The sequence below is a fragment of the Pseudomonas sp. zfem001 genome, assembly GCF_032621725.1.
Taxonomy (GTDB): Bacteria; Pseudomonadota; Gammaproteobacteria; order Pseudomonadales; family Pseudomonadaceae; genus Aquipseudomonas; species Aquipseudomonas sediminis.
In genome coordinates, this window is sequence record NZ_JAVYJI010000001.1 from 1,179,643 (window position 1) to 1,201,294 (window position 21,652).

16 protein-coding genes are annotated in these 21,652 nt (G+C 61.5%); 2 read left to right on the forward strand and 14 right to left on the reverse strand.

Annotated features, from left to right (window positions below):
• The 14 genes from RTH74_RS05565 to glnE all read right to left on the reverse strand — a co-directional run bounded on the left by RTH74_RS05565 (position 1) and on the right by glnE (position 16,707).
• Positions 1-885 (reverse strand): glycosyltransferase, encoded by an 885-nt coding sequence (locus RTH74_RS05565; RefSeq protein ID WP_125879011.1) that lies wholly within the window; start codon positions 883-885, stop codon positions 1-3.
• Positions 882-2,027 (reverse strand): glycosyltransferase family 4 protein, encoded by a 1,146-nt coding sequence (locus tag RTH74_RS05570; protein ID WP_316914025.1) that lies wholly within the window; start codon positions 2,025-2,027, stop codon positions 882-884. Before RTH74_RS05570 ends, RTH74_RS05565 begins: the two co-directional genes overlap by 4 nt.
• 2 nt (positions 2,028-2,029) lie before the next feature.
• Complete coding sequence (locus tag RTH74_RS05575; RefSeq protein ID WP_125879128.1) at positions 2,030-2,911, reverse strand: DUF6625 family protein; 882 nt, start codon at positions 2,909-2,911, stop codon at positions 2,030-2,032.
• 27 nt (positions 2,912-2,938) lie between these two features.
• Positions 2,939-4,057 (reverse strand): glycosyltransferase, encoded by a 1,119-nt coding sequence (locus tag RTH74_RS05580; RefSeq protein WP_316914026.1) that lies wholly within the window; start codon positions 4,055-4,057, stop codon positions 2,939-2,941.
• Complete coding sequence (locus tag RTH74_RS05585) at positions 4,044-5,798, reverse strand: carbamoyltransferase (RefSeq protein ID WP_125879014.1); 1,755 nt, start codon at positions 5,796-5,798, stop codon at positions 4,044-4,046. The genes RTH74_RS05580 and RTH74_RS05585 overlap by 14 nt, the downstream gene beginning before the upstream one ends.
• A gap of 12 nt (positions 5,799-5,810) precedes the next feature.
• Entirely contained in the window at positions 5,811-7,256 is a 1,446-nt protein-coding gene (locus tag RTH74_RS05590) for a lipopolysaccharide kinase InaA family protein (protein WP_316914027.1), read from the reverse strand.
• Positions 7,256-7,999, reverse strand: a complete 744-nt coding sequence (locus RTH74_RS05595; protein ID WP_179545944.1) for a lipopolysaccharide kinase InaA family protein — start codon at positions 7,997-7,999, stop codon at positions 7,256-7,258. The genes RTH74_RS05590 and RTH74_RS05595 overlap by 1 nt, the downstream gene beginning before the upstream one ends.
• Positions 7,996-8,730: a lipopolysaccharide kinase InaA family protein gene (locus RTH74_RS05600; protein ID WP_125879017.1), complete on the reverse strand. Its 735-nt coding sequence runs from the start codon at positions 8,728-8,730 to the stop codon at positions 7,996-7,998. The genes RTH74_RS05595 and RTH74_RS05600 overlap by 4 nt, the downstream gene beginning before the upstream one ends.
• The gene (gene rfaP, locus RTH74_RS05605; protein WP_316914028.1) at positions 8,730-9,536 is read right to left on the reverse strand and encodes a lipopolysaccharide core heptose(I) kinase RfaP; all 807 of its coding nucleotides are present in this window, start codon (positions 9,534-9,536) and stop codon (positions 8,730-8,732) included. Before rfaP ends, RTH74_RS05600 begins: the two co-directional genes overlap by 1 nt.
• Complete coding sequence (locus RTH74_RS05610; protein WP_316914029.1) at positions 9,533-10,657, reverse strand: glycosyltransferase family 4 protein; 1,125 nt, start codon at positions 10,655-10,657, stop codon at positions 9,533-9,535. Before RTH74_RS05610 ends, rfaP begins: the two co-directional genes overlap by 4 nt.
• Positions 10,658-10,666: 9 nt before the next feature.
• A complete protein-coding gene (gene rfaC / locus RTH74_RS05615; RefSeq protein ID WP_099522760.1) occupies positions 10,667-11,671 on the reverse strand; it encodes a lipopolysaccharide heptosyltransferase RfaC in 1,005 nt (334 codons plus the stop codon).
• A 1-nt stretch (position 11,672) separates the two neighbouring features.
• On the reverse strand, positions 11,673-12,716 hold the full coding sequence (gene waaF, locus RTH74_RS05620) for a lipopolysaccharide heptosyltransferase II (protein WP_316914030.1): 1,044 nt from the start codon (positions 12,714-12,716) through the stop codon (positions 11,673-11,675).
• 60 nt (positions 12,717-12,776) lie between these two features.
• The gene (locus tag RTH74_RS05625; protein WP_003459089.1) at positions 12,777-13,700 is read right to left on the reverse strand and encodes a branched-chain amino acid transaminase; all 924 of its coding nucleotides are present in this window, start codon (positions 13,698-13,700) and stop codon (positions 12,777-12,779) included.
• 64 nt (positions 13,701-13,764) lie between these two features.
• Positions 13,765-16,707, reverse strand: coding sequence for a bifunctional [glutamate--ammonia ligase]-adenylyl-L-tyrosine phosphorylase/[glutamate--ammonia-ligase] adenylyltransferase (glnE, locus tag RTH74_RS05630; protein WP_316914031.1), 2,943 nt, complete (start codon positions 16,705-16,707; stop codon positions 13,765-13,767).
• Between the two features lie 271 nt (positions 16,708-16,978).
• Between glnE and aceE the strand changes: the two genes are divergently transcribed.
• The gene (gene aceE, locus RTH74_RS05635) at positions 16,979-19,624 is read left to right on the forward strand and encodes a pyruvate dehydrogenase (acetyl-transferring), homodimeric type (RefSeq protein ID WP_106733772.1); all 2,646 of its coding nucleotides are present in this window, start codon (positions 16,979-16,981) and stop codon (positions 19,622-19,624) included.
• A gap of 11 nt (positions 19,625-19,635) precedes the next feature.
• A complete protein-coding gene (aceF, locus tag RTH74_RS05640; RefSeq protein ID WP_316914032.1) occupies positions 19,636-21,597 on the forward strand; it encodes a dihydrolipoyllysine-residue acetyltransferase in 1,962 nt (653 codons plus the stop codon).
• Positions 21,598-21,652 lie beyond the last annotated feature (55 nt).

Below are 21,652 nucleotides of genomic sequence, written 5' to 3' on the forward strand. Positions count from 1 at the left end.
TCAATTTTTCTCCAAGGGCGAGAAAAGCAGACGCCCCAAGCCACGCCAGGTCTTCTTGTTCCAGCTACGAAACGGAATCTGCCTGAGCAACTGCTTCGCGTAATCACGATCTCGATTGGAGCACTTGAGGAACATCGAACTGAGAAAGCGTGTGCGGACAAATTCGTACTGTGGGTGATCTTTGAACAAGGCATAGGTACGCAGAATGCTTTCCACCATGAACGGCGTATTCTTGGACGAGTTGCTGTCATGCTTGCGGTATTGAGCTAGCACCTCGCCAAGGCAGTCGATGTAGTAGCCGGCATGGGTTATCTTGAGTTCGATGAGCAGATCCTCCAGTCGAATCTGCGGATCGAAACCACCCACCTGCTCCAGCGCCTCTTTGCGAAATAGGAGAGTGGGTGCTGGGGGATAAGGCTTGCGCTCCATGAAAACGTCATCAAAATCCAGTCGACGGAACGCGATATCCCTTCGCTGACGAGGTTCGGGAAACAGCTGGCCATCGGAATCGATCAATTCGATGTTACCGGCGCAGATTCCCACCTCAGGCTTGTCCTGCATGTACGCGACCTGCTTGGCGATTCGCTCGGGCACCATGATGTCATCCGAACCAAACGGAGCAATCAAGCTACCTTTGGCGCGCGCAATCGCCTCGTTGAGCGTGTGCGTCAGGCCTTTGTTCTGCTGAACACGCAGCTCGAATCCATGCTCACGCTGCAACTGCTCTATTCGCGCCACACTGTCATCCGTGGAGCCGTCATCAACTACGAGCAACTCGATATGCGGATATGTCTGTTGCACGACACTGAGGATGCACTGTTCGATATAGGGCGCATGGTTATATGAGGCAATGACAACCGTGACCAATGGCAGTTGCTCCGTCATGGCGTCACCTCGCACAACGCAGAGTCGATCAACTCCAGGTACTGCTGACGAAACACGTCAATGTCGTGCCGTTCCGTCAGATAACGGTAGGACTGCTCCCCCTTCATCTGGAGCTGCTCATCACTGAGAGAGAGGTACTCATCCAAGGCCCTGCTCAACCCCTCGACATCTGCCGGTGCGACAGCAATACCACCAGCCCCCTGGATCAATGGCAGCATGGCTGGGACATCGCTCGCGATCACCGGTAGACGCCCACTCATTCCTTCGAGCAGTGCTAAACCTAGGCCCTCTGCTAAAGAAGGCATGGCCCATATGTCGAATGCGCGCACATAGCGCAGGGCGTTTTCGCGGAAACCAAGCAGATGCACACGCCCTTGCAAACCGAGAAGCTCTACCTCCCGCAGCAAGCGGTCGTGCTCGCGCCCCGCGCCAATGATTGCCAACTGCGCATCCGGATGCGCCCCTGCAATCTGCGCAAAAGCACGGATCAGGTGAATATGCCCCTTTACCGGGACCAATCGCCCCAACGCTCCAACAAGCCGTACATGTGGCTCGAGCCCTAACTGGGAGCGCGCCTCATCACGCGAAAGCTGCAGGCCTTCGGCCTGCACAATATCAATGGCATTGGTTATCGCGACAGTATTGCGCTCGGTGAAGCCGCATCGGCAATCGAGGAGATATTGCCTAACCGCAGGTGAAACCCCCACGAAACGCCAGGCGGGACTGACCAATCGAGCAGTCTGCTGACGACGATAGGCTCGATCGTATTCGCCGAAGCCATGAGCAATTCCGATGCACAAAGGAATCTTCAACCAGCGATTGAGCATCAGCATCATGTTCACAGGCTTGAAGCGATTGCAGATCACTACATCGAAGCGCTCACTTCGGCAGTATCGGAACAGCTGCCACATGGCGCGAATCCGCATACCCTTGAGTTGGGCGTCGGAAAACTCGAAATAGATCGAGCGCTCGGCCCGACTCTCAGGCTGATCACCGGTCGGACGCCCACGGAGAAACGCATTGACCGTTTCGAAACGCGCAGGAGGCAGGGCGCGAAATATCTGCTCTCCTAAATCGGCAAAATCGTGCGCCTTGATGTTGTAGTCCGGATGCAACTGCAAGACTTTGATACGCCGCGCCATATTCACTCCCACTGCGAAAATCCTTCTTCATCTACCACCCAGGCACGCTTACCTGCCAATGCCTGCATCGCCTCCTGCGTGGGAGCCGTCTTGTTCGACCACTCTCCTCGTTTCCATATGGCGAAGTGAAAGTATGGAAACTGCCGATCACCGTCCTGATCGTTAGTCAGGCAGCCGTCACGCCAGAACCACCTATGAGGAAAATGAAAGCCGCCATCAATCCATGGAATACAACCGCTTGGGGTACTGAATGCTTCAATGAACTCACTACGCCGACGCAATGGATTGAACCGCCCTACCAAATTGAAAAGCGGCTTTGGGAAATTCTTCCGCCACAGGAACAAACGACTGAATGCTCCTTCATCGAGTGCATGATGCTCCTGATCCCCCAGACGCTCCTGCCAGTGCGGCATGCGCATGAACAGCTGACGCATCACGTCCGTATTGCGTATCAGGCAAAGATGCCCAGATACACGCCTGGCATGTGTGGAAAAGAGGTCGTAACGTGCAAGCCGCTCATCGGTGAAGTACCGGCGTAAACGCCCGTAAATCAAGTCGAGGTCACCGAACGCCCAAAAATCGTACCCCCGCAATTGCTCTTGATGAATAAAGCCAAGAGCGGGCTTGAGGTCACAAAGCTTGTAGGGATTAACCGGTGAGAACGATATACCGAGACGATCCGAAACCAACGAGCAATAGTCAGCGTACGTCACGGGCTCAACGCGAACGTTGGCCGGCAGACCCTCCGGCTCGCCACAGTCACTAAAAAGCAACCAGTCTATATCTGGATTGGTTCTGCAGCTTTCAAGAAACAGAGGCATCCAGAACGGCCAGCGCCCAAAATACGGAATGATGAAACAAATACTAGGGGCCACAGTCACGATCCCGGAATTCAAATAAAACGCGGCAAATTATTGGGACAACCAACCGAGCGTCCAGAAGCGCTCACGTGCTGCCTGATCACTAAAGCACAAACTCAACCTATCCGCTGATGACTGCGTGTCTATCAGACCCTCGGCACATTCACGCAAGCCAGTTGCCAGTGTGGAGGGTTGAGCAAAAGCAACCAGCAAGCCACTCCCCTTCACCACCTCACGACCGCCACCACAATCACTACATATGACTGGCACTCCTGCGGCCATCGCCTCCAGCAACACCATGCCGAACGGCTCATGATCGGAGGTCAACGCAAATACATCGAAAGCCTTGAAATAGCGCCGCCCATTCACCACCTGGCCAAGAAAGCGCACGGACTCGCTGACGCCCAGCTCCAACGCCAGTTCCTTGAGCTGCGCCTCTAGGCGACCACTACCCATGACCACCAGCAGGCTTCCCGCCGGCAGTTGTGGCAACGCCTGAGCGAAACCACGAATCAGCGTGGCCTGATCCTTGTCCGGATGCAGACGCCCAACGTTACCAACTACCCAAGCGTCCTGCGGCAGGCCCAAATGCTCGCGGGCCTGCTCGCGAGAAACTTGCTCGGCCTGCACCGCCTCGACGTCGATGCGGTTGTACAGCGTTTCGATGCGTTCGACGGGCCAACCAGGCAGACAGGCGCGCATGTCGTCGCGCACGGCGTTGGACACGCCGAGCAAACTCAGACGTTTACGGAAGAAGTTGGCGAACAGTTGCCGAGAACGGCGCTTGTAGTCGCCAAAGGCATGATGCACGCCGATCACCGGCAAGTTGCTGCCCAGCAGGGCCACGTAGATCGGCTTGAAGCGGTGCGCAATGCACAAGGCAAAGTCGCGCGAGGCGGCAATCCTGCGGAAATCACGGATCGCCCCCAGCTTGAGGCCACGCACCTGAGCGCTGGAATAGTTGAGAAAGATCACCTCGTCGGAAGCCGAGCCTTGCTCGACCTCCTCCGACGGCTTACCGGTCAGGTAGACCGTACACACCTTGTAGGGCGTGTCCCTGAACAGCACGGCGTACTGCCGTGCACAATCAAGAAAGGGGCCGTCATAGCCATGGCAGAACTGCAGAACCCAGCGCTGCGCCTGGCCAGAGGCATGCTCAGACGCTGTCATACCAATCCTTGCCATCCTTGACCACGAGCACATCTTCCATGATGAGGTACTGCAGGTCCGAGCCGTAGAACATGTTCAGCGCGTCGGTCGGCGAGCAGATCATCGGCTCGCCACGACGATTGAGCGAGGTGTTCAGCGACACGCCATTGCCGGTGAGCTTTTCCAGTTCCAGCATCAGGTCATACCAGCGCGGATTGAAACGACGCTCAAGCACCTGGGCACGCGAGGTACCGTCCTCGTGCACCACTTCACTCACACGCTCCTTCCATTCGTCGTTCACCTCGAAGGTGAAGGTCATGAACGGGCTCGGGTGATCCACCTTGAGCATCTTCGCTGCCACGGTGTCGAGCATGGACGGGCAGAAGGGTCTCCAGCGCTCGCGGAACTTGATCTGCTCGTTGATGCGGTCGGCCACGCCCGGAATACTCGGGCAGCCGATGATCGAGCGGCCACCCAAGGCGCGCGGGCCGAACTCCATGCGGCCCTGGAACCAGGCTACCGGGTTGCCGTCGACCATGATTTTTGCGATGCGCTCAGCCGTGTTGTCGATACGTTTGAACACCGGCTGGTTCGGGTGCTTGGCGCAGGCAGCGATGACGTCTTCGTTGCTGTACGAAGGGCCGAGGTAGACGTGCTCCATCTTCTCCACCGGCACGCCACGCTGGTGCGAAACGTAGGCGGCAGCGCCGACAGCAGTGCCCGCGTCACCGGAGGCAGGCTGGACGAACAGCTCCTTGACGTCATCGCGGGCGATGATCTTCTGGTTCAGTTTGACGTTCAACGCGCAGCCACCGGCGAAGGCGATCTTGCCGGTCTCCCGCAGGATGTCGCCCAGGTAGTACTCCATCATCTGCAGCGCCAGCTTCTCGAACAGCGCCTGCATGCTGGCCGCGTAGTGGATGTACGGGTCGTCGGCGATATCGCCCTCGCGCTTCGGGCCGAGCCATTCAATCAGCTTGGGCGAAAAGTAATAGCCCTTGCCGTTTTCCTTGTAGCGACGGAAACCGATGACGTTGGCGTACTCGGTGTTGATGATCAGCTCGCCGTTCTCGAACTTGGCCAGACGCGAGAAATCGTACTTGGCGGCATCGCCATAGGGAGCCATGCCCATGACCTTGAACTCGCCATCGAGCATCTCGAAGCCCAGGTACTCGGTGATCGCACCATAGAGGCCGCCGAGCGAATCCGGATCGTAGAATTCCTTGATCTTGTGGATCTTGCCGTTCTCGCCATAGCCGAAGAAGGTGGTGGCGTACTCGCCCTTGCCGTCGATACCGAGGATCGCGGTCTTCTCCTTGAAGCCAGAGCAGTGGTAGGCGCTGGAGGCGTGCGCCAGGTGGTGCTCGACCGGCTCGATCTTGACCTTCTTCAGGTCAAAGCCGAGTTGCACCAGGCACCACTCGATACGCTTCTTGTAGCGTTTGTAACGGCGGTTACCGAACAGGATCGCATCGAGGGCACGATCCGGCGCGTAGGCGTAACGTTTGGCGTACTGCCAGCGGGCCTTCTCGAAGATGCTGATGGGAGCGAAGGGAATCGCCACCACGTCGACGTCGGACGGCTTGATCCCGGCTTGTTCCAGGCAGAACTTGGCCGATTCGTAGGGCATGCGGTTCTTCGCGTGCTTGTCGCGCACGAAGCGTTCCTCTTCCACCGCCGCGATCAGCTTGCCGTCGATGTACAGCGCGGCGGACGGATCGTGACTGAGGGCGCCAGACAGGCCGAGAATGGTCAGTGCCACAGGTTTGAGCCTCTAATTCGGGCAGGTGCCAGGCACCTGCGGTAAACGTTGGTCGAGCAACTGGCGCAGAGCAGAATCCGCCGGCCAGTTGCGCAGAAAACGAGCGCGATCGCGGGCATAGGCCCGGGCGAAGCTGCGCGTACTGCGGTGCTGACGCATGGAATCCAGGTCGATCAGCGACCAGGCGCCTTGCGCGTCATCCCAGAACAGGTTGTGTCCCTTGAAATCACCATGGCTGATGCGTTCGCGCAGCAGGGCGGAGAACAAACGATCCAGCGCTAGCAGCTCGGCTTCCGGGGGTGTTGCCTGCTCGTGTGCCTCAAAACGCGCGATTATATCCTGCTCACCACAATAGTCGGTAATCAGGTACGCACGTCCACGCAGCCAGCACCAACGCCGCTCGATCACGGCCAGTGGCGCTGGCGTGACGATACCCAGCAGTTGCAGGCGATTGCCTTCGCACCAGCTATGCCAGGCACGACTGGGGCGCCAGAAACGCTTGAACCAGTGTCGCAGGCTCTTAACGTTGTAACGCTTGACCACCAGTGGGCGGCCACCGCATTCGACCCGCACCACAGTGGCCGTGCCTCCGGTCTTGTAGATATGCCCGGCGTCGATCCATGCATCGAGATCAGCCAACAGCGGCTGCAGTGCTGGCTCGGCCTCACGACGCACCACGCGCAGACCGAAACCGCCGATACTCGCCGCGAACAGGCTGCAATCGCGTGCGATTTTCTTCAGGTAATCACGAAGACGCCAACGCCGCACCTTGGCTATTTCGGCCTGGAGTAACTCCAGCGGCAACGCATGCTCACCGTTGGCCAGCAGGTAGTGAATCAACAGCTCTTCGAGAAAGGGATCCAGCTCGGCCGGCAGTTGAGCGAAGAACACGCTGAGGTTTTCCAGCACGCGCGCGCGGGACAGCGGCTGGCCTGGCGTTTCGCAGCGCACGCCGCCGCCGTCGATCAGATACAGGCGACCTTCATGCCGCAGCAGGTTGTCCAGATGCAGGTCGGCCTGCCACAGGCCCTGAGCATGCATCTGCCCAATCGCACCCAGCGCCTCGGCCAATACCGTCTGCTGCGCATCGCTCAGCAACGGCTCGCGAGCCGCCTGGCGCCAGGCCTCCCAGAGGCTCTGCGCGCCGTCCAGATAGTCGAACAGCAGCCAGCCGCCCTGCCCGCCGATAAAACCCTGCGCCAACAATTCAGGCGTGACCAGTCCTTGCCGAGCCATCAGTTCGGCACCTTCCCGCTCACGCTGGAAATGCCGCTGCGCCTTGCTGCCTACCAGCAACTTGGCCAGTACCGGACGCCCCTGCCAGTGGGCCTGTGCGACATAACGCTGCCCAGGCAGCACACGCAGCACACGCTCCAGTAGCAGCGGCTCACCGTCGATCTGCAGCGTCAGCGGCAGCTCGGGGCTGCGCCCAACCTCGGCCAGTTCGCCCAAGCGCATCAGCGCACCTCCTTGTGACGCTGACGAGCGCCGAGCAGGTGCCACCAGGCGTCAACCTCGGTCACAGCGCCCAGGTAGGCTGTCAGTAATTCGCGGACTTCGGCTTCGCTCCAGACCCTGGCGCGGCGCAGCAGCGGCTCCAGATCCTTGATCCGATCACGCTGCCCCAGCAGCAGCGGCCGGGTCTTCTCCAGATCGATCAACTGCGCTTCGACACCAGCGCCCTGTTCACGCAGGAAGATATGCTTGGGGTAGAAACAACCGTGCATCTGCCCGGCCTGATGCAGACGTCGCGCCAGCTCGCCACAGGCGCGCAGGATCGCCCCGCGATGCAGAACATCGAGCTCGTGCCAGCACGGCAGCCAACTATCCAGATCCCGCCAGCCGTCCAATGCACGGGTCAGTAGAACGGCACGCCGCTCGCCCGGAACTCGGCGCTCAGCAAAGAAAGCAGCCTGCAGGGCCGGTATGTTCAGCTCGGCATAACGGCGAATATTGCGAAACTCGCGGGCGAAGGTCGGCTCACCGAAGGGGTGCAGTAGGCTGCGCGTCAGGTGATTACTCTGCCGCTTCAGGTAGAAGGCCCGCTCGTCCAATTCCAGGCGATAGACACTGCTCCAACCGCCTCGCTCGGTGTTGGGCTCGTCCACTGCCTCCAACTTCAATGCCCACAGAGCCTCGAAACTGGCCAACCCATGACGCTCAAGCAGGGCTCGGTCTTCTGCCGCGATAAAATCGCTCATTCCCGCCCCTCGAAGAATTTCAGGATTTCCAACACCTGCAATCTATCGCCATCATTCAAACGATCATGTCCGCAATACTGCAAATAGAAACGCAGACGCTGAGTCCTCGACAACACACGCTTGGCCACCTTGTCGAGGCAGGCCAGATCCTTGATGATGCGATAGCGCAGCAGTGCCCCCCACCAGAAACTACCCGTAGGGCAGTCAATGAAGAACAGCTCGGCGTTGTCGTTGACCAACAGGTTGCGCCACTTCAGATCGTTGTGAGTGAAGCGGTGGTCATGCAGCGTACGGGTATAACTTGCCAGTTGCCGACTGATGTTCGACACCCAGCAGGGGTCCCGCAAACGCGGATCACCCTGATTGGCCATCTCAGCCATATCTCGCGTATTTTCCAACTCACGCGTAACCAATGCCCCGCGCACGAAAGCACCTGCCCGACGTTCCAGGCCATGGGCGACGATCTGTGCAGTGGGGATGCCCCACTTGGCGAACAACTTGAGGTTCTGCCACTCGGCCTTGACCCGGGGACGCCCCAGGTAGCGACGCAGCCCCTTGCCTGCCCCCCAATAGCGCTTAACGTAGTAATGCACACCTTCGCGCTCGATACGGACCACCTCCGACAGCGGATCCTTGGTCAGCCGCTCGCCCTTTATCGCGAAAACAGCCTCAAGCGACCCAAAATCTTCGGCCAGCGCCTGATATTCAGAAGCAAGACTCCAGCTAGCCATCAGAGCGCATCTCCATAACGCTGCTTACGCTCATACAGTTTCGCTGCCTTGCGCTCCAGCCAGGTCAGCAGGCTCGCCTCCTCGCGCAGCACTTGGCGCAGCGGACGCTGGAAGTAGGTGCACAGAAAGCGCAACTTGTCACGTTGGGTCAGGCCAATATCCAGCGCCGAAAAATACAGCGCGGCCAGATCCTTGTCGCGCCAGCGCCGTGGCGTGGCGCTACGTACCTGGGCGCGGTGCAGGTCGATCACCGACAGGCGCAAATCATTGGCCTGGATCGGCCGGTCGGTATGCAGCAGGAAGTGGCAGATATAGCAGTCGCGGTGATTGACTCCGGCGCGGTGCATGTCACCGGTCATCCGCGCGACTCGCTCGATCAGCGCCCACTTGAGCGCCGGTTTGGGAGGTTGCTGCGCCCAGTTGAGGCTGAGTTGTTCCAGATCGACGGTAGGAGCCAGCTCTTCGGTGACGATGAACGAGTGCTGGCTCGCCGGGTTACTGCCGCGCTCGCCGTAGGCAACAGCGGTCATGGTTGGCACCCCAGCTTCGGTCAGACGCTGGATCGCCAGCCACTCCTGCGCGGCACCCAACACCGGTGCCTTGGCCGTGAGCAGGTTCTTGACGATCTCGCCCCAACCGATGCCACGGTGGATCTTGACGAAATAGCCACGCCCATCGACTTCGGTGCGCAATGTGCGGCGGCCTTCCAACTCACGATATACCTGCCCCTGAAGCGCTTCGACGGCTTCGAAAGCATCGCGACCCGCCCACAGACTCTTGAAGGGTTCGGCAAGAATCAGCTTCACGCGCGTCTCTCCGCGAGGATCACATCAGCGGCCTTCTTCGGCATCGAGTACAGGTCAGCGCTGTCGGCATAGGCCAGGCCATTACGCCCCCAGAAGCCGCGCTGCTTCGGATCGGCCAGCATGTCGGCCAAGGTACGATTGAGCTGTTCCTGCTCGAAGGGGCTGGGCAGCACGCGGCCGCAGTCGGCCTCGGCGATGTAATGCGCGTAGCCGCAGACATCGGTGACCAGCACCGGCAGGCCGGACACCAGAGCCTCCAGCAGCACGGTGCCGGTGTTCTCGTTGTAGGCCGGATGGATCAGCAGGTCAGCGCCGAGCAGAAAACGCGGGATGTCGCTGCGGCCCTTGAGGATCTGCACCTGATCGGACAAACCCAGCGCCTTGATCTGCAGCAGGAAGGGCTTGGGATCGTCCTGGCCGATGGCGATCAGCCGCGCACGCTTACGCAACTCACGCGGCAACGAGGCCAGTGCCTTGAGGCTGCGATCCAGACCCTTGGTCTTGAAACCGGAGCCGATCTGCACCAGCAGCAGGTCGTCGTCAGCCAGCTTGAACTCACGGCGGAACTCGGCACGGATGTCGGCGGCATTGGCCGGCGCGCGGCGATCCTGGGCGATGCCGGGCGGCAACAAGTGGAAGCGCTGCAGCGGGGTCTTGTAGTGCTTGATGAACAGCGGCTGCTGCACTTCGGAGATCATCAGAATCTCGGTCTTCGACTCCGGCGCGAACACCGCGCGCTCGTACTCGGCGAAGTGCTTGTAGCGCCCCCAGCGACGATAGATCGGGTTACGCAGGGTCTGCGCCTTGTCCTCGAAACAGCCGTCGGCAGCGTAATAAACATCCAGGCCCGGCATCTTGTTGAAACCTATCACCCGATCGACCGGGTCGCGCTTCAGGTCAGCCTGCAGCCAGGCGCTGAATTTCTCGTTGCGGCAATGATTGAACAGCGCACGCACCGGTGCCACGCGCACATCGAAGCCGCCGGGGTTTTCCCCTTCCCAGATCGGTGTATAGACGCGAATGGCGTGGCCACGCGCCTGGCATTCCAGGGCGATGCGCATGAAATCGCGCTGCAGCCCACCGAAGGGGAAGTATTTGTAGAGAACGAAGGCCAGTTGCATAGCCGCTCCTTAAAAGGTGCCGGGAGGCGCGAGCAGCAGCGCCTCCAGTTCCAGGCCGACACGCTCGGCGCCGAGGCCATCGAAGCAAGGCTTGTCACGGTCACCGCTGCCGGCGCCCGGGCCACTGGCACACAGGTGAATCTGGCTACGACCGTAGGCGCCCACCTTGCCGGGCAACGTCGGGCCATACAGCGAAATATTGGGTACATCTAGCGCAGCGGCCAGGTGGCCTAGGCCGGTGTCGACAGAGACGCAGGCGCTGGCACCGGCAATCACCTTGGCCACGCCGGCCAGGTTCAGCTTCGGCAGCACGGCGGCATGCGTGAGGCCGGCGGCGATGCGTTCGGCACGCGCCTTCTCGGTCTCGTTGCCCCAGGGCAGGCGCACGGCCCAGCCCAGCTCGTCCATGCGCTCGGCCAGCGCACGCCAATCGGCTTCCGGCCAGTGCTTGCTGGCCCAGGTGGTGCCATGCAGGAACACCAAGTACGGCTGCGCTGCGGCATCCATCATCGCCGCACGGTTAAGACCGTAGTCACCGGTGCCGGACGGCAGCGTGTAACCGAGCGCCTTGGCGAACAACTGGCGCACACGCTCCAGCGCATGTTGATCCTTGGCCACCGCGTAGCGGCGGTCGTAGAAACGACTGGCCAGGGGCTCACGTGCCGAGTCACGATCGAGCCCGGCCACCGGCGCCGACACATAACGCGTCAGCCAGGCACTCTTGAGCAGGCCCTGGGCATCGATCACCAGATCGTAGCGGGTGTCGCGCAGGCGCTGCTTGAAACGCGCCCACTCACCGCTCTTCCAGGTGCGCAGCGGATGCTTGCGCCAACGGCGAATGGCCACCGGAATCACCTGGGACACTGTCGGATGCCAGGCGGGAATCTCGGCAAAGCCTTCTTCCACCACCCAGTCGAAGCGGATGCCGGGAATGGCGCGAGCCGCGTCGGTCAACGCCGGCAGGGTATGCACCACGTCGCCCAGCGATGAGGTCTTGATGATCAGAACCCGCAAATCAGTCGCCCTCGACCAGGGTCAAGGTTTCGCCGACCAGCCGATCCAGCGCCTCGATCACCGGGCGCGGCTTGAGTTCACGCAGGCAGTTGTAGTGACCAAAACGACAGGTTCGATCAAAGCAGGGGCTGCACTCCAACCCCAGGCGAACGATCTCGACGCGATCGGCCAGCGGCGGGGTGAAACCTGGCGAGGTGGAGCCATAGACCGCCACCAGCGGGCGGTTCAGCGCCGCCGCTACATGCATCAGTCCGGAATCGTTGGACACCACGGCAGTGGCCGCCGACATCAGGTCGATGGCCTCGGCCAGGCTGGTCTGCCCGGACAGGTTGCTGACTTCCTCACGCAGCCCCGGAATCAGGCGCATGCGAATGTCTTCGCCACCGGCATGATCGTTCTTCGAGCCGAACAGCCAGACCTGCCAACCCTCGCGGATCTTGATCTCGGCCACCTTGGCGTAATGCTCGGCCGGCCAGCGCTTGGCCTCACCGAACTCCGCACCTGGGCACAGCGCCAGTACCGGACGATCCAGCTGCAGACCGAACTTGCTAAGGGCCGCTGCACGGCTGGACTCATCGATCTGCAAACGCGGCTGTGGATAAGGTTGCGGCAACGCAGCACCTGGCTCATAGGCCAGCGCCATGAAGCGCTCGATCATCAACGGATAGCGGTCTTTATCCAGCGTGCGGATATCGTTGAGCAGACCATAACGCATCTCGCCCTTCCAGCCGGTGCGCTTGGAGATGCCGGCGAACCAGGGCACCAAGGCGGACTTGAGCGAGTTAGGCAACAGGATCGCCTGGTCGTACTGACCGACCAGGGACTTGCCTATGCGCCGACGCGTGGCCAGGTCGAGCACGCCGTGGCCCAGCGGCAGGCTCAGCGCGGCGCGCACCTCGGGCATACGCTCGAGGATCGGCCGGCTCCAGTCCGGCGCCAGCACGTCGATCTCGCACTCGGGGTGACGCTGTTTCAGACACTGGAACAGCGTCTGCGCCATCACCATGTCGCCTACCCAGCTAGGCCCAACGATAAGTATCTTCATATTCTTTCCAGAAACGACCGGGGAGGCTTTCGCCTCCCCGTCGAGCCTTCGAGCAATCGCTTATTTGACCAGCGTACGCCATTCGGCGTGGCCACTGGTCTTGCCGGTGACCAGATCGAAGTAGGCTTTCTGCAGCTTCTCGGTGACCGGACCACGGCGACCAGCGCCGATCTTGCGACCATCCACTTCGCGGATCGGCGTGACTTCAGCGGCAGTACCGGTGAAGAACGCCTCGTCGGCGATGTACACCTCATCGCGAGTGATGCGCTTCTCGACCACCTTGATGCCATGCTCTTCAGCCAGGGTCAGGATGGTGCTGCGGGTGATGCCGTTGAGGCAGGAGGTCACTTCCGGGGTGTACACCACGCCGTCCTTGACCAGGAAGATGTTCTCGCCCGAGCCTTCGGCCACGTAGCCTTCCGGATCCAGCAGCATTGCTTCGTCGGCGCCACCGGAGATGGCTTCCTGCAGGGCCAGCATCGAGTTGATGTAGTTGCCGTTGGCCTTGGCGCGGGTCATGGCGATGTTGACGTGGTGGCGGGTGTAGGAGCTGGTGCGCACCTTGATGCCGGCCTCCAGCGCTTCCTCGCCCATGTACGCACCCCAATGCCAGGCGGCGACGATCACATGCACCTTCAGGCCAGCGGCGCGCAGGCCCATGCCTTCGCTGCCGAAGAACACCATCGGGCGCAGGTAGGCGCTTTCCAGGCCATTCTCTCGCACGGCGGCGCGCTGTGCTTCGTTGATCTCTTCCTTGGTGAAAGGAATCTGCATGTTGAAGATGTGCGCGGAGTCGAACAGACGGTCGGTGTGCGCCTGCAGGCGGAAGATCGCAGTGCCGTCCGGGGTGTTGTAGGCACGTACGCCTTCGAACACGCCCATGCCGTAGTGCAGGGTGTGGGTCAGCACATGGGTGTTGGCTTCGCGCCACGGCACCAGTTTGCCGTCGTACCAGATCACGCCATCACGGTCGGACATCGACATCTTGCCTGCTCCTCAAATTCGCTTCACAGTTCGAACAATTAGGTGGGGCCGCAGCCCCCGTCATTCAACTCAGCCCCAGCTCACGCCACAGGCGCATCACGGCGCGGCGCTCATCCTGAAACTGATCTCCCGGCACCACCCCAGGCTGCTTCTGCAGCGCCTGGCGATGAGCGGCCGAGCGATAGATCTTGTAGACCTCGCGCAGCAAGGCGGCATCCTCGGCGCCCATCAAACCCACCCGTTCCAGACCTTCCAGAATGCGAATGTTATCGGTGAACTCGAGTAGCTGCGGGTGTTGCCACGACCAGGCCAGAGCCGCGTATTGCACCATAAATTCGATATCGACGATACCACCGGCGTCCTGCTTCAGATCGAAGGAGGACGTGGCCTCGAAGGCATTCGGCGCCGTACCGGCCGCGGTATTTTTGTTGCCAAGGTTGTCACGCATCTTCGCGCGCATCTCGCTGACCTCGACACGCAGCGCCTCGATATCACGCTGGCGACCGAGCACCTCGGCGCGCACGCGAGCGAATTCGCCGGCCAGGCGCGAACAGCCCACCAGCACCCGCGCACGCACCAGTGCTTGATGTTCCCAGGTCCAGGCCTCGGTTTCCTGATAGCGCTTGAAGGCGCCCAGCGAGCTGACCAGCAGCCCGGCTGCGCCCGATGGTCGCAGGCGCATATCGACCTCATACAACGCACCAGAGGTGGTCTGGGTGGTCAACAAATGAATAATGCGCTGCCCCAGACGGGTGAAGAACTGCGCACCATCGATGGGCTTGGCGCCATCCGTTTCGGCCTGCGGGTCACCGTCATGGATGAACACCAGATCCAGGTCCGAGCCATGGCCGAACTCCAGGCCGCCTACCTTGCCGTAACCGACGATGATGAAATCCGGATCGCACGGCGTGCCGTCGGCACGATACGGCCGGCCGTGACGCTGCACCGTATGCTGCCAGGCCAGCGCCAGCACCTGATCGAGAATCGCCTCGGCCAGCCAGGTCAGGTAGTCCGATACCTTCATTAAGGGCAGCGTGCCGGCAATTTCCGACGCGGCCACGCGCAGGCTGTGGGCCAGCTTGAAGTGGCGCAACGCCTCCATCTGCTGCTCCAGGTCTTCCTCGGGAATACGGATCAGCCGCTCGCGCAGCTCGGCCGCCAGTTCCGGCGCCAGCGGCGGCGAATATAGCCGCCCTTCGTTGAGCAGCTCGTCGAGCAACAGCGGGTAGCGGGCAATCTGCTCGGCGATCCACGGGCTACCTGCGCAAAGGCTGATCAGCCGCTCCAGCGCCCCCGGGTTTTCGCTCAAAAGCACCAGGTAGGCCGAGCGCCGTGCGACCTTTTCCACCAGCGGCAGTACCCGCTCCAGCACCAGATCAGGCTTGTCGTGCTCAACGGTCTGCGCCAGCAGGCGCGGAATAAACGCATCCAGACGCTCACGCCCCAGGCGCTGCATGGCGCGCACCTGCGGGCCGTTGCGCAAATCGGCGAGCCGCCGACAAGCCGCCATTGCGTCGACAAAACCGGCCTCCAGCAGTTGCTGCGCGGCCGCCTCTTCGTCCAGCGCACCCTGCCACAGCGGTAGCCACTCAGCGCCGACGCTGGCCTCGCCAGCATCCGATTCGTCTTCGTCAGGGTCGGCGATCACCTGCTGGAAATGCCATTCGATGCGGCCACGCCAATGCATCAGGCGCTCATGAAAACTCGCCCAGTCGGCGAAACCCATGATCGCGGCGACTCGCGCCTGATCCTGCGGGTCGGCCGGCAGCATCTGCGTCTGCCGATCATCAATGCCCTGCAGGGCGTGCTCGGCATAACGGAGGAACTCGTAGCCTTCCTTCATCTCCGCGACCACCGCTGGCGGCAGGTAGCCCTGCCCCTCCAGCGTGGTGAGTACCTTGAGCAGCGGTCGCTGCTGCAGGCTGAGGTCGCGCCCGCCGTGAATCAACTGAAACGCCTGGGCGATGAACTCGATCTCGCGAATACCACCGGCGCCGAGCTTGATGTTCTCGCTCATACCCTTGCGCCGCACTTCCTGCTGAATCAGCAGCTTCATCGCGCGCAGCGCCTCGATGGCCGAGAAATCCAGATAGCGGCGGTAAACGAAAGGCCGCAGCATCTCAAGTAGCTCGGCACCCGCAGACTGATCACCACCAACCACGCGCGCCTTGATCATGGCGTAGCGCTCCCAGTCGCGGCCCTGATCCTGGTAGTACTGCTCCAGTGCATTGAAGCTGAACACCAGCGCCCCGCTAGATCCATACGGGCGCAAACGCATGTCGGTACGGAACACAAAACCGTCGACGGTGATCGCATCCAGCGCCTTGATCAGCCTCTGCCCCAAACGAATGAAGAATTCCTGATTATCCAGCGGACGCTTCACGCCTTCGGTCTCACCCCCTTCCGGGTAGCCGAAGATCAGATCGATATCAGAGGAAAGATTCAGCTCGTGCGCGCCCAGCTTGCCCATGCCAAGGATGACCATGTGCTGCGGCTGGCCGCTGCGCCGCCCTACGGGCGTACCGAACTGCGTGCAATGGCGCGGGTACAGCCAGTGATAGGCCAGATCGATGCAGGCATCGGCAAGATCGGACAAGTCGCGGCAGGTTTCACCGAGCGCCGCCTGGCGACTGAAGTCGCGCCAGATGATGCGCAGTTGCTGACGACTGCGAAAGCGTCGCAGACAGCGCCCGAGGGCGTCCTCATCGGCGCATTCATTCAATTGCACTTCCAGTTGCTGGCGCAACTCGCCCGGCGCCAGGCTACGCTCCAGCTCACCAGATTCCGCCAGCGCGACGAACATCTGCGGATCACGCTGCGCCTGTTCGGCGACGAAATCGCTCAGCGCCGAAACCTGCCGCCAGGCATCGCGGCGCTGTTGCGGCCAGCCCGCAACACGCTCAGCCAGCGCTTCGTGCTCGACCAAGGCGGTTTGCAGTGACTGCTCGGCACGTTCGGCCAGGGGAACAAGGGAAGGGGGCAACTCGACCAGCAACGGCAGGCTCATGGTCTATCCTTTTGGCGGACTGCCGGACGCACGGTGCAATCGCCCGCAGCCCCGCTCCAGCGGGGCACGCGCGGCCGGCGGTGCCGCGGATTGTAGTTTTACTACGAAAGAATTGTATCCAGAGGGCTGAATCCGTCGTCGAAATGTAGTAAAACTACACGCGGCCGGTCCTACCCCCGGTAAATCCAAGAATTTCAACTCGCCCGCCCAAAAAGCCGGTGAGACCCAACTGGCATCCGATTCTGGAAGCCTTTCCGCCCTGGAGCAAGCCATGCAAGACCTCGATCCGATCGAAACCCAGGAATGGCTGGACGCCCTTGAATCCGTCCTCGACCGTGAGGGTGAAGACCGAGCCCATTACCTGATGACCCGTCTGGGCGAGTTGGCCACCCGCAGCGGTGCGCAACTGCCCTACGCGATCACCACGCCTTACCGCAACAGCATCCCGGTAACCCATGAAGCTCGCATGCCCGGCGACCTGTTCATGGAGCGCCGTATCCGCTCGCTGGTGCGCTGGAACGCCCTGGCCATGGTGATGCGCACCAACCTGGACGACCCGGATCTGGGCGGCCACATCTCCAGCTTCGCCTCTTCCGCGACGCTGTATGACATCGGTTTCAACTACTTCTTCCAGGCCCCGACCGAAGAACACGGCGGCGACCTGGTGTTCTATCAGGGCCACGCCAGCCCTGGCGTCTACGCCCGCGCCTTCATGGAAGGTCGCATCAGCGAAGACCAGATGAAGAACTTCCGCCGCGAAGTGGATGGCAAAGGTCTGTCGTCCTACCCGCACCCCTGGCTGATGCCGGACTTCTGGCAGTTCCCCACCGTTTCCATGGGTCTGGGCCCGATCCAGGCGATCTACCAGGCGCGCTTCATGAAGTACCTGGAAGCGCGCGGTTTCATCCCGGCCGGCAAGCAGAAGGTCTGGTGCTTCATGGGCGACGGCGAGTGCGACGAGCCAGAATCCCTCGGTGCTATCTCCCTGGCTGGCCGCGAGAAGCTGGACAACCTGATCTTCGTCATCAACTGCAACCTGCAGCGCCTCGACGGCCCGGTACGCGGTAACGGCAAGATAATCCAGGAACTCGAAGGCGTATTCCGCGGTGCCCAGTGGAACGTCAACAAGGTGGTCTGGGGTCGCTTCTGGGATCCGCTGTTCGCCAAGGACAAGGACGGCGCCCTGCAGCGTCGCATGGACGAAGTGGTCGACGGCGAATACCAGAACTACAAGGCCAAAGACGGCGCCTACGTTCGCGAAAACTTCTTCAACACCCCGGAGCTCAAGGAGATGGTCAAGGATCTCTCCGACGACGAGATCTGGAAGCTCAACCGTGGTGGCCACGACCCGTACAAGGTCTACGCGGCCTACCACCAGGCCGTGAACCACAGCGGCCAGCCGACCGTGATCCTGGCCAAGACCATCAAAGGCTACGGTACCGGCGCCGGTGAAGCGAAGAACACCGCGCACAACACCAAGAAGGTCGATGTCGACAGCCTGCGTCAGTTCCGCGACCGCTTCGATATCCCGGTCAAGGATGAAGAGCTGGAAAACCTGCCCTTCGTCAAGCCGGAGCCAGGCAGCCCCGAGTACAAGTACCTGCACGAGCGCCGCAACGCGCTGGGTGGTTTCGTACCGCAGCGTCGCCAGCAGAGCTTCAGCATCCCGACTCCGCCGCTGGATACCCTCAAGGCCATCCTCGATGGCTCGGGCGACCGCGAGATCTCCACCACCATGGCTTTCGTGCGCATCCTCGCGCAGCTGGTCAAGGACAAGGAACTCGGCCAGCGCATCGTCCCGATCATCCCCGACGAAGCCCGTACCTTCGGTATGGAAGGCATGTTCCGTCAGCTCGGCATCTACTCCTCGGTCGGCCAGCTGTATGAGCCGGTCGATAAAGACCAGGTGATGTTCTACAAAGAGGACAAGAAAGGTCAGATCCTCGAGGAAGGCATCAACGAAGCCGGCGCCATGAGCTCCTTCATCGCCGCAGGCACCTCGTATTCCTGCCACAACCAGCCGATGCTGCCGTTCTACATCTTCTACTCGATGTTCGGCTTCCAGCGTATCGGTGACCTGGCCTGGGCCGCTGGCGACAGCCGCACCCGTGGTTTCCTGATCGGCGGTACCGCCGGCCGCACCACCCTCAACGGTGAAGGCCTGCAGCACGAAGACGGTCACAGCCACATGCTGGCAGCGACCATCCCCAACTGCCGCACCTACGACCCGACCTACGGCTACGAACTCGCGGTGATCATCCGCGAAGGCATTCGCCAGATGGCCGAAGAGCAGCAGGACATCTTCTACTACATCACCGTGATGAACGAGTCGTACCAGCAGCCGGCCATGCCACAAGGCGTGGAAGACGGCATCATCAAGGGCATGTACCTGCTCGAGGAAGACAAGAAGGAAGCCGCGCACCACGTGCAACTGCTGGGTTCCGGCACCATCCTGCGTGAAGTCGTCGAGGCGGCGAAGATCCTGCGCGACGAGTTCAACATCGGCGCCGATGTGTGGAGCGTCACCAGCTTCAACGAACTGCGTCGCGACGGCCTGGCCGTGGAGCGCAGCAACCGCCTGCACCCGGGCCAGAAGCCCAAGCAGACCTACATCGAGCAGTGCCTGGGCGGCCGCAAGGGCCCGGTCATCGCATCGACCGACTACATGAAACTGTTCGCCGAGCAGGTTCGTCAGTGGGTTCCGAGCAAGGAGTACAAGGTTCTGGGCACCGACGGCTTCGGCCGCAGCGACAGCCGCAAGCAGCTGCGCCACTTCTTCGAAGTGGATCGCAACTGGGTCGTGCTGGCCGCTCTGGAAGCCCTGGTAGACCGTGGCGAGATCGAAGCCAAGGTGCTGGCTGACGCCATCGCCAAGTTCGGTATCGATGCCGACAAAGCCAACCCCCTGGACTGCTGAGGAGCGTAGCGATGAGTGAATTGATTCGCGTACCCGACCTCGGCGGTGAAGGCGAGGTGATTGAACTGCTGGTGAAGGTCGGCGACCGTGTCGAAGCCGACCAGAGCGTACTGACCCTGGAGTCCGACAAGGCCTCCATGGAAGTACCCTCGCCCAAAGCCGGCGTGATCAAGGAAATCAAGGTCAAGATCGGTGACCGCCTGAAAGAAGGCGACGAGCTGCTGGTCCTGGAAGTCGAAGGAGCCGCGGAAGCGGCGCCTGCGCCGAAAGCCGAAGCCGCACCTGCCGAAGCGCCGAAAGCAGCCGCTCCGGCGGCGGCTCCTGCCGCTGCCGCGACCAGCAGCGTGCAGGATGTGCACGTGCCGGATATCGGTACCGACGGCAAGGTCAAGGTCATCGAAGTCATGGTCAAGGTGGGTGACACCATCGAAGCCGACCAGTCGCTGATTACCCTGGAGTCCGACAAGGCCTCCATGGAAATCCCCTCGCCGGCTGCCGGCGTGGTGGAGGAAGTGCTGGTCAAACTGGACGCCGAAGTCGGCACCGGCGACCTGATCCTCAAACTGCGTACCGCCGGTGGTGCAACCGCCAGCGCTGCACCGGCTCAAGCGGCTGCACCCGCTGCTGCGCCATCCGCCGCACCTGCTCCTGCTGCCGCAGCCCCGGCTGCTGCTTCGGTGCAGGACGTGCACGTGCCCGATATCGGCACCGACGGCAAGGTCAAGGTCATCGAAGTCATGGTCAAGGCCGGTGACACCATCGAAGCCGACCAGTCGCTGATCACCCTCGAGTCCGACAAGGCCTCCATGGAAATCCCCTCGCCGGCTGCCGGCGTGGTGGAAGAAGTGCTGGTCAAGCTGGACGCCGAAGTCAGCACCGGTGATCTGATTCTCAAGCTCAAGGTAGCAGGTGCCGCGCCGGCGCAAGCCAGTCAGCAAGTGCACCGCGTACCGGAAGGTGCCGCACCGGAAGTGGCTGCTGAAGTACGCGCCATAGCCTCACTGTCGGCTGCGGCTGCCGAAGTCGCCAACGCGCCCAAGCGCGATGGTGCCAAGGTGCATGCCGGCCCTGCCGTGCGTCAGCTGGCCCGTGATTTCGGCGTGGAACTGGCGGATATCGCCGGCACCGGCCCGAAAGGTCGTATCCTCAAGGAAGACGTGCAGGTGTACGTCAAGGCGATGATGCACAAGGCCAAGGCCGCACCGCAGGCGACTGCAGCCGCTGCCACTGGCGGCGCCGGCATCCCGCCGATCCCGACCGTGGACTTCAGCAAGTTCGGCGAAATCGAAGAGGTGGCGATGACCCGCCTGATGCAGGTCGGCGCTGCCAACCTGCACCGCAGCTGGCTCAACGTGCCACACGTGACCCAGTTCGACTCAGCCGACATCACCGACCTGGAAGCCTTCCGCGTCGCGCAGAAGGCCGTGGCCGAGAAGGCTGGCGTCAAGCTGACCGTGCTGCCGCTGCTGCTCAAGGCCTGCGCTCACCTGCTCAAGGAACTGCCGGACTTCAACAGTTCGCTGGCCCCGAGCGGCAAGGCGATCATCCGCAAGAAGTACGTGCATGTCGGCTTCGCCGTCGATACGCCGGACGGCCTGCTGGTGCCGGTGATCAAGAACGTCGATCAGAAGAGTCTGCTGCAGCTTGCGGCTGAGGCAGCCGCTCTGGCGGAGAAAGCGCGCAGCAAGAAACTGTCGGCTGACGACATGCAGGGCGCTTGCTTCACCATCTCCAGTCTCGGCCACATTGGCGGCACCGGCTTCACGCCGATCGTCAATGCGCCGGAAGTGGCGATTCTCGGTGTCAGCAAAGCCACCATCCAGCCGGTCTGGGATGGCAAGGCCTTCCAGCCCAAGCTGATGCTGCCGCTGTCGCTGTCCTACGACCACCGGGTGATCAACGGCGCGGCCGCCGCACGCTTCACTCAGCGTCTATCGCAGCTGCTGGCCGATATCCGCACCATCCTGCTGTAAATCGTTTCGAGCACGCCACGCTCGCATCCTCAACCCCGTCTGCTTAGGCGGGGTT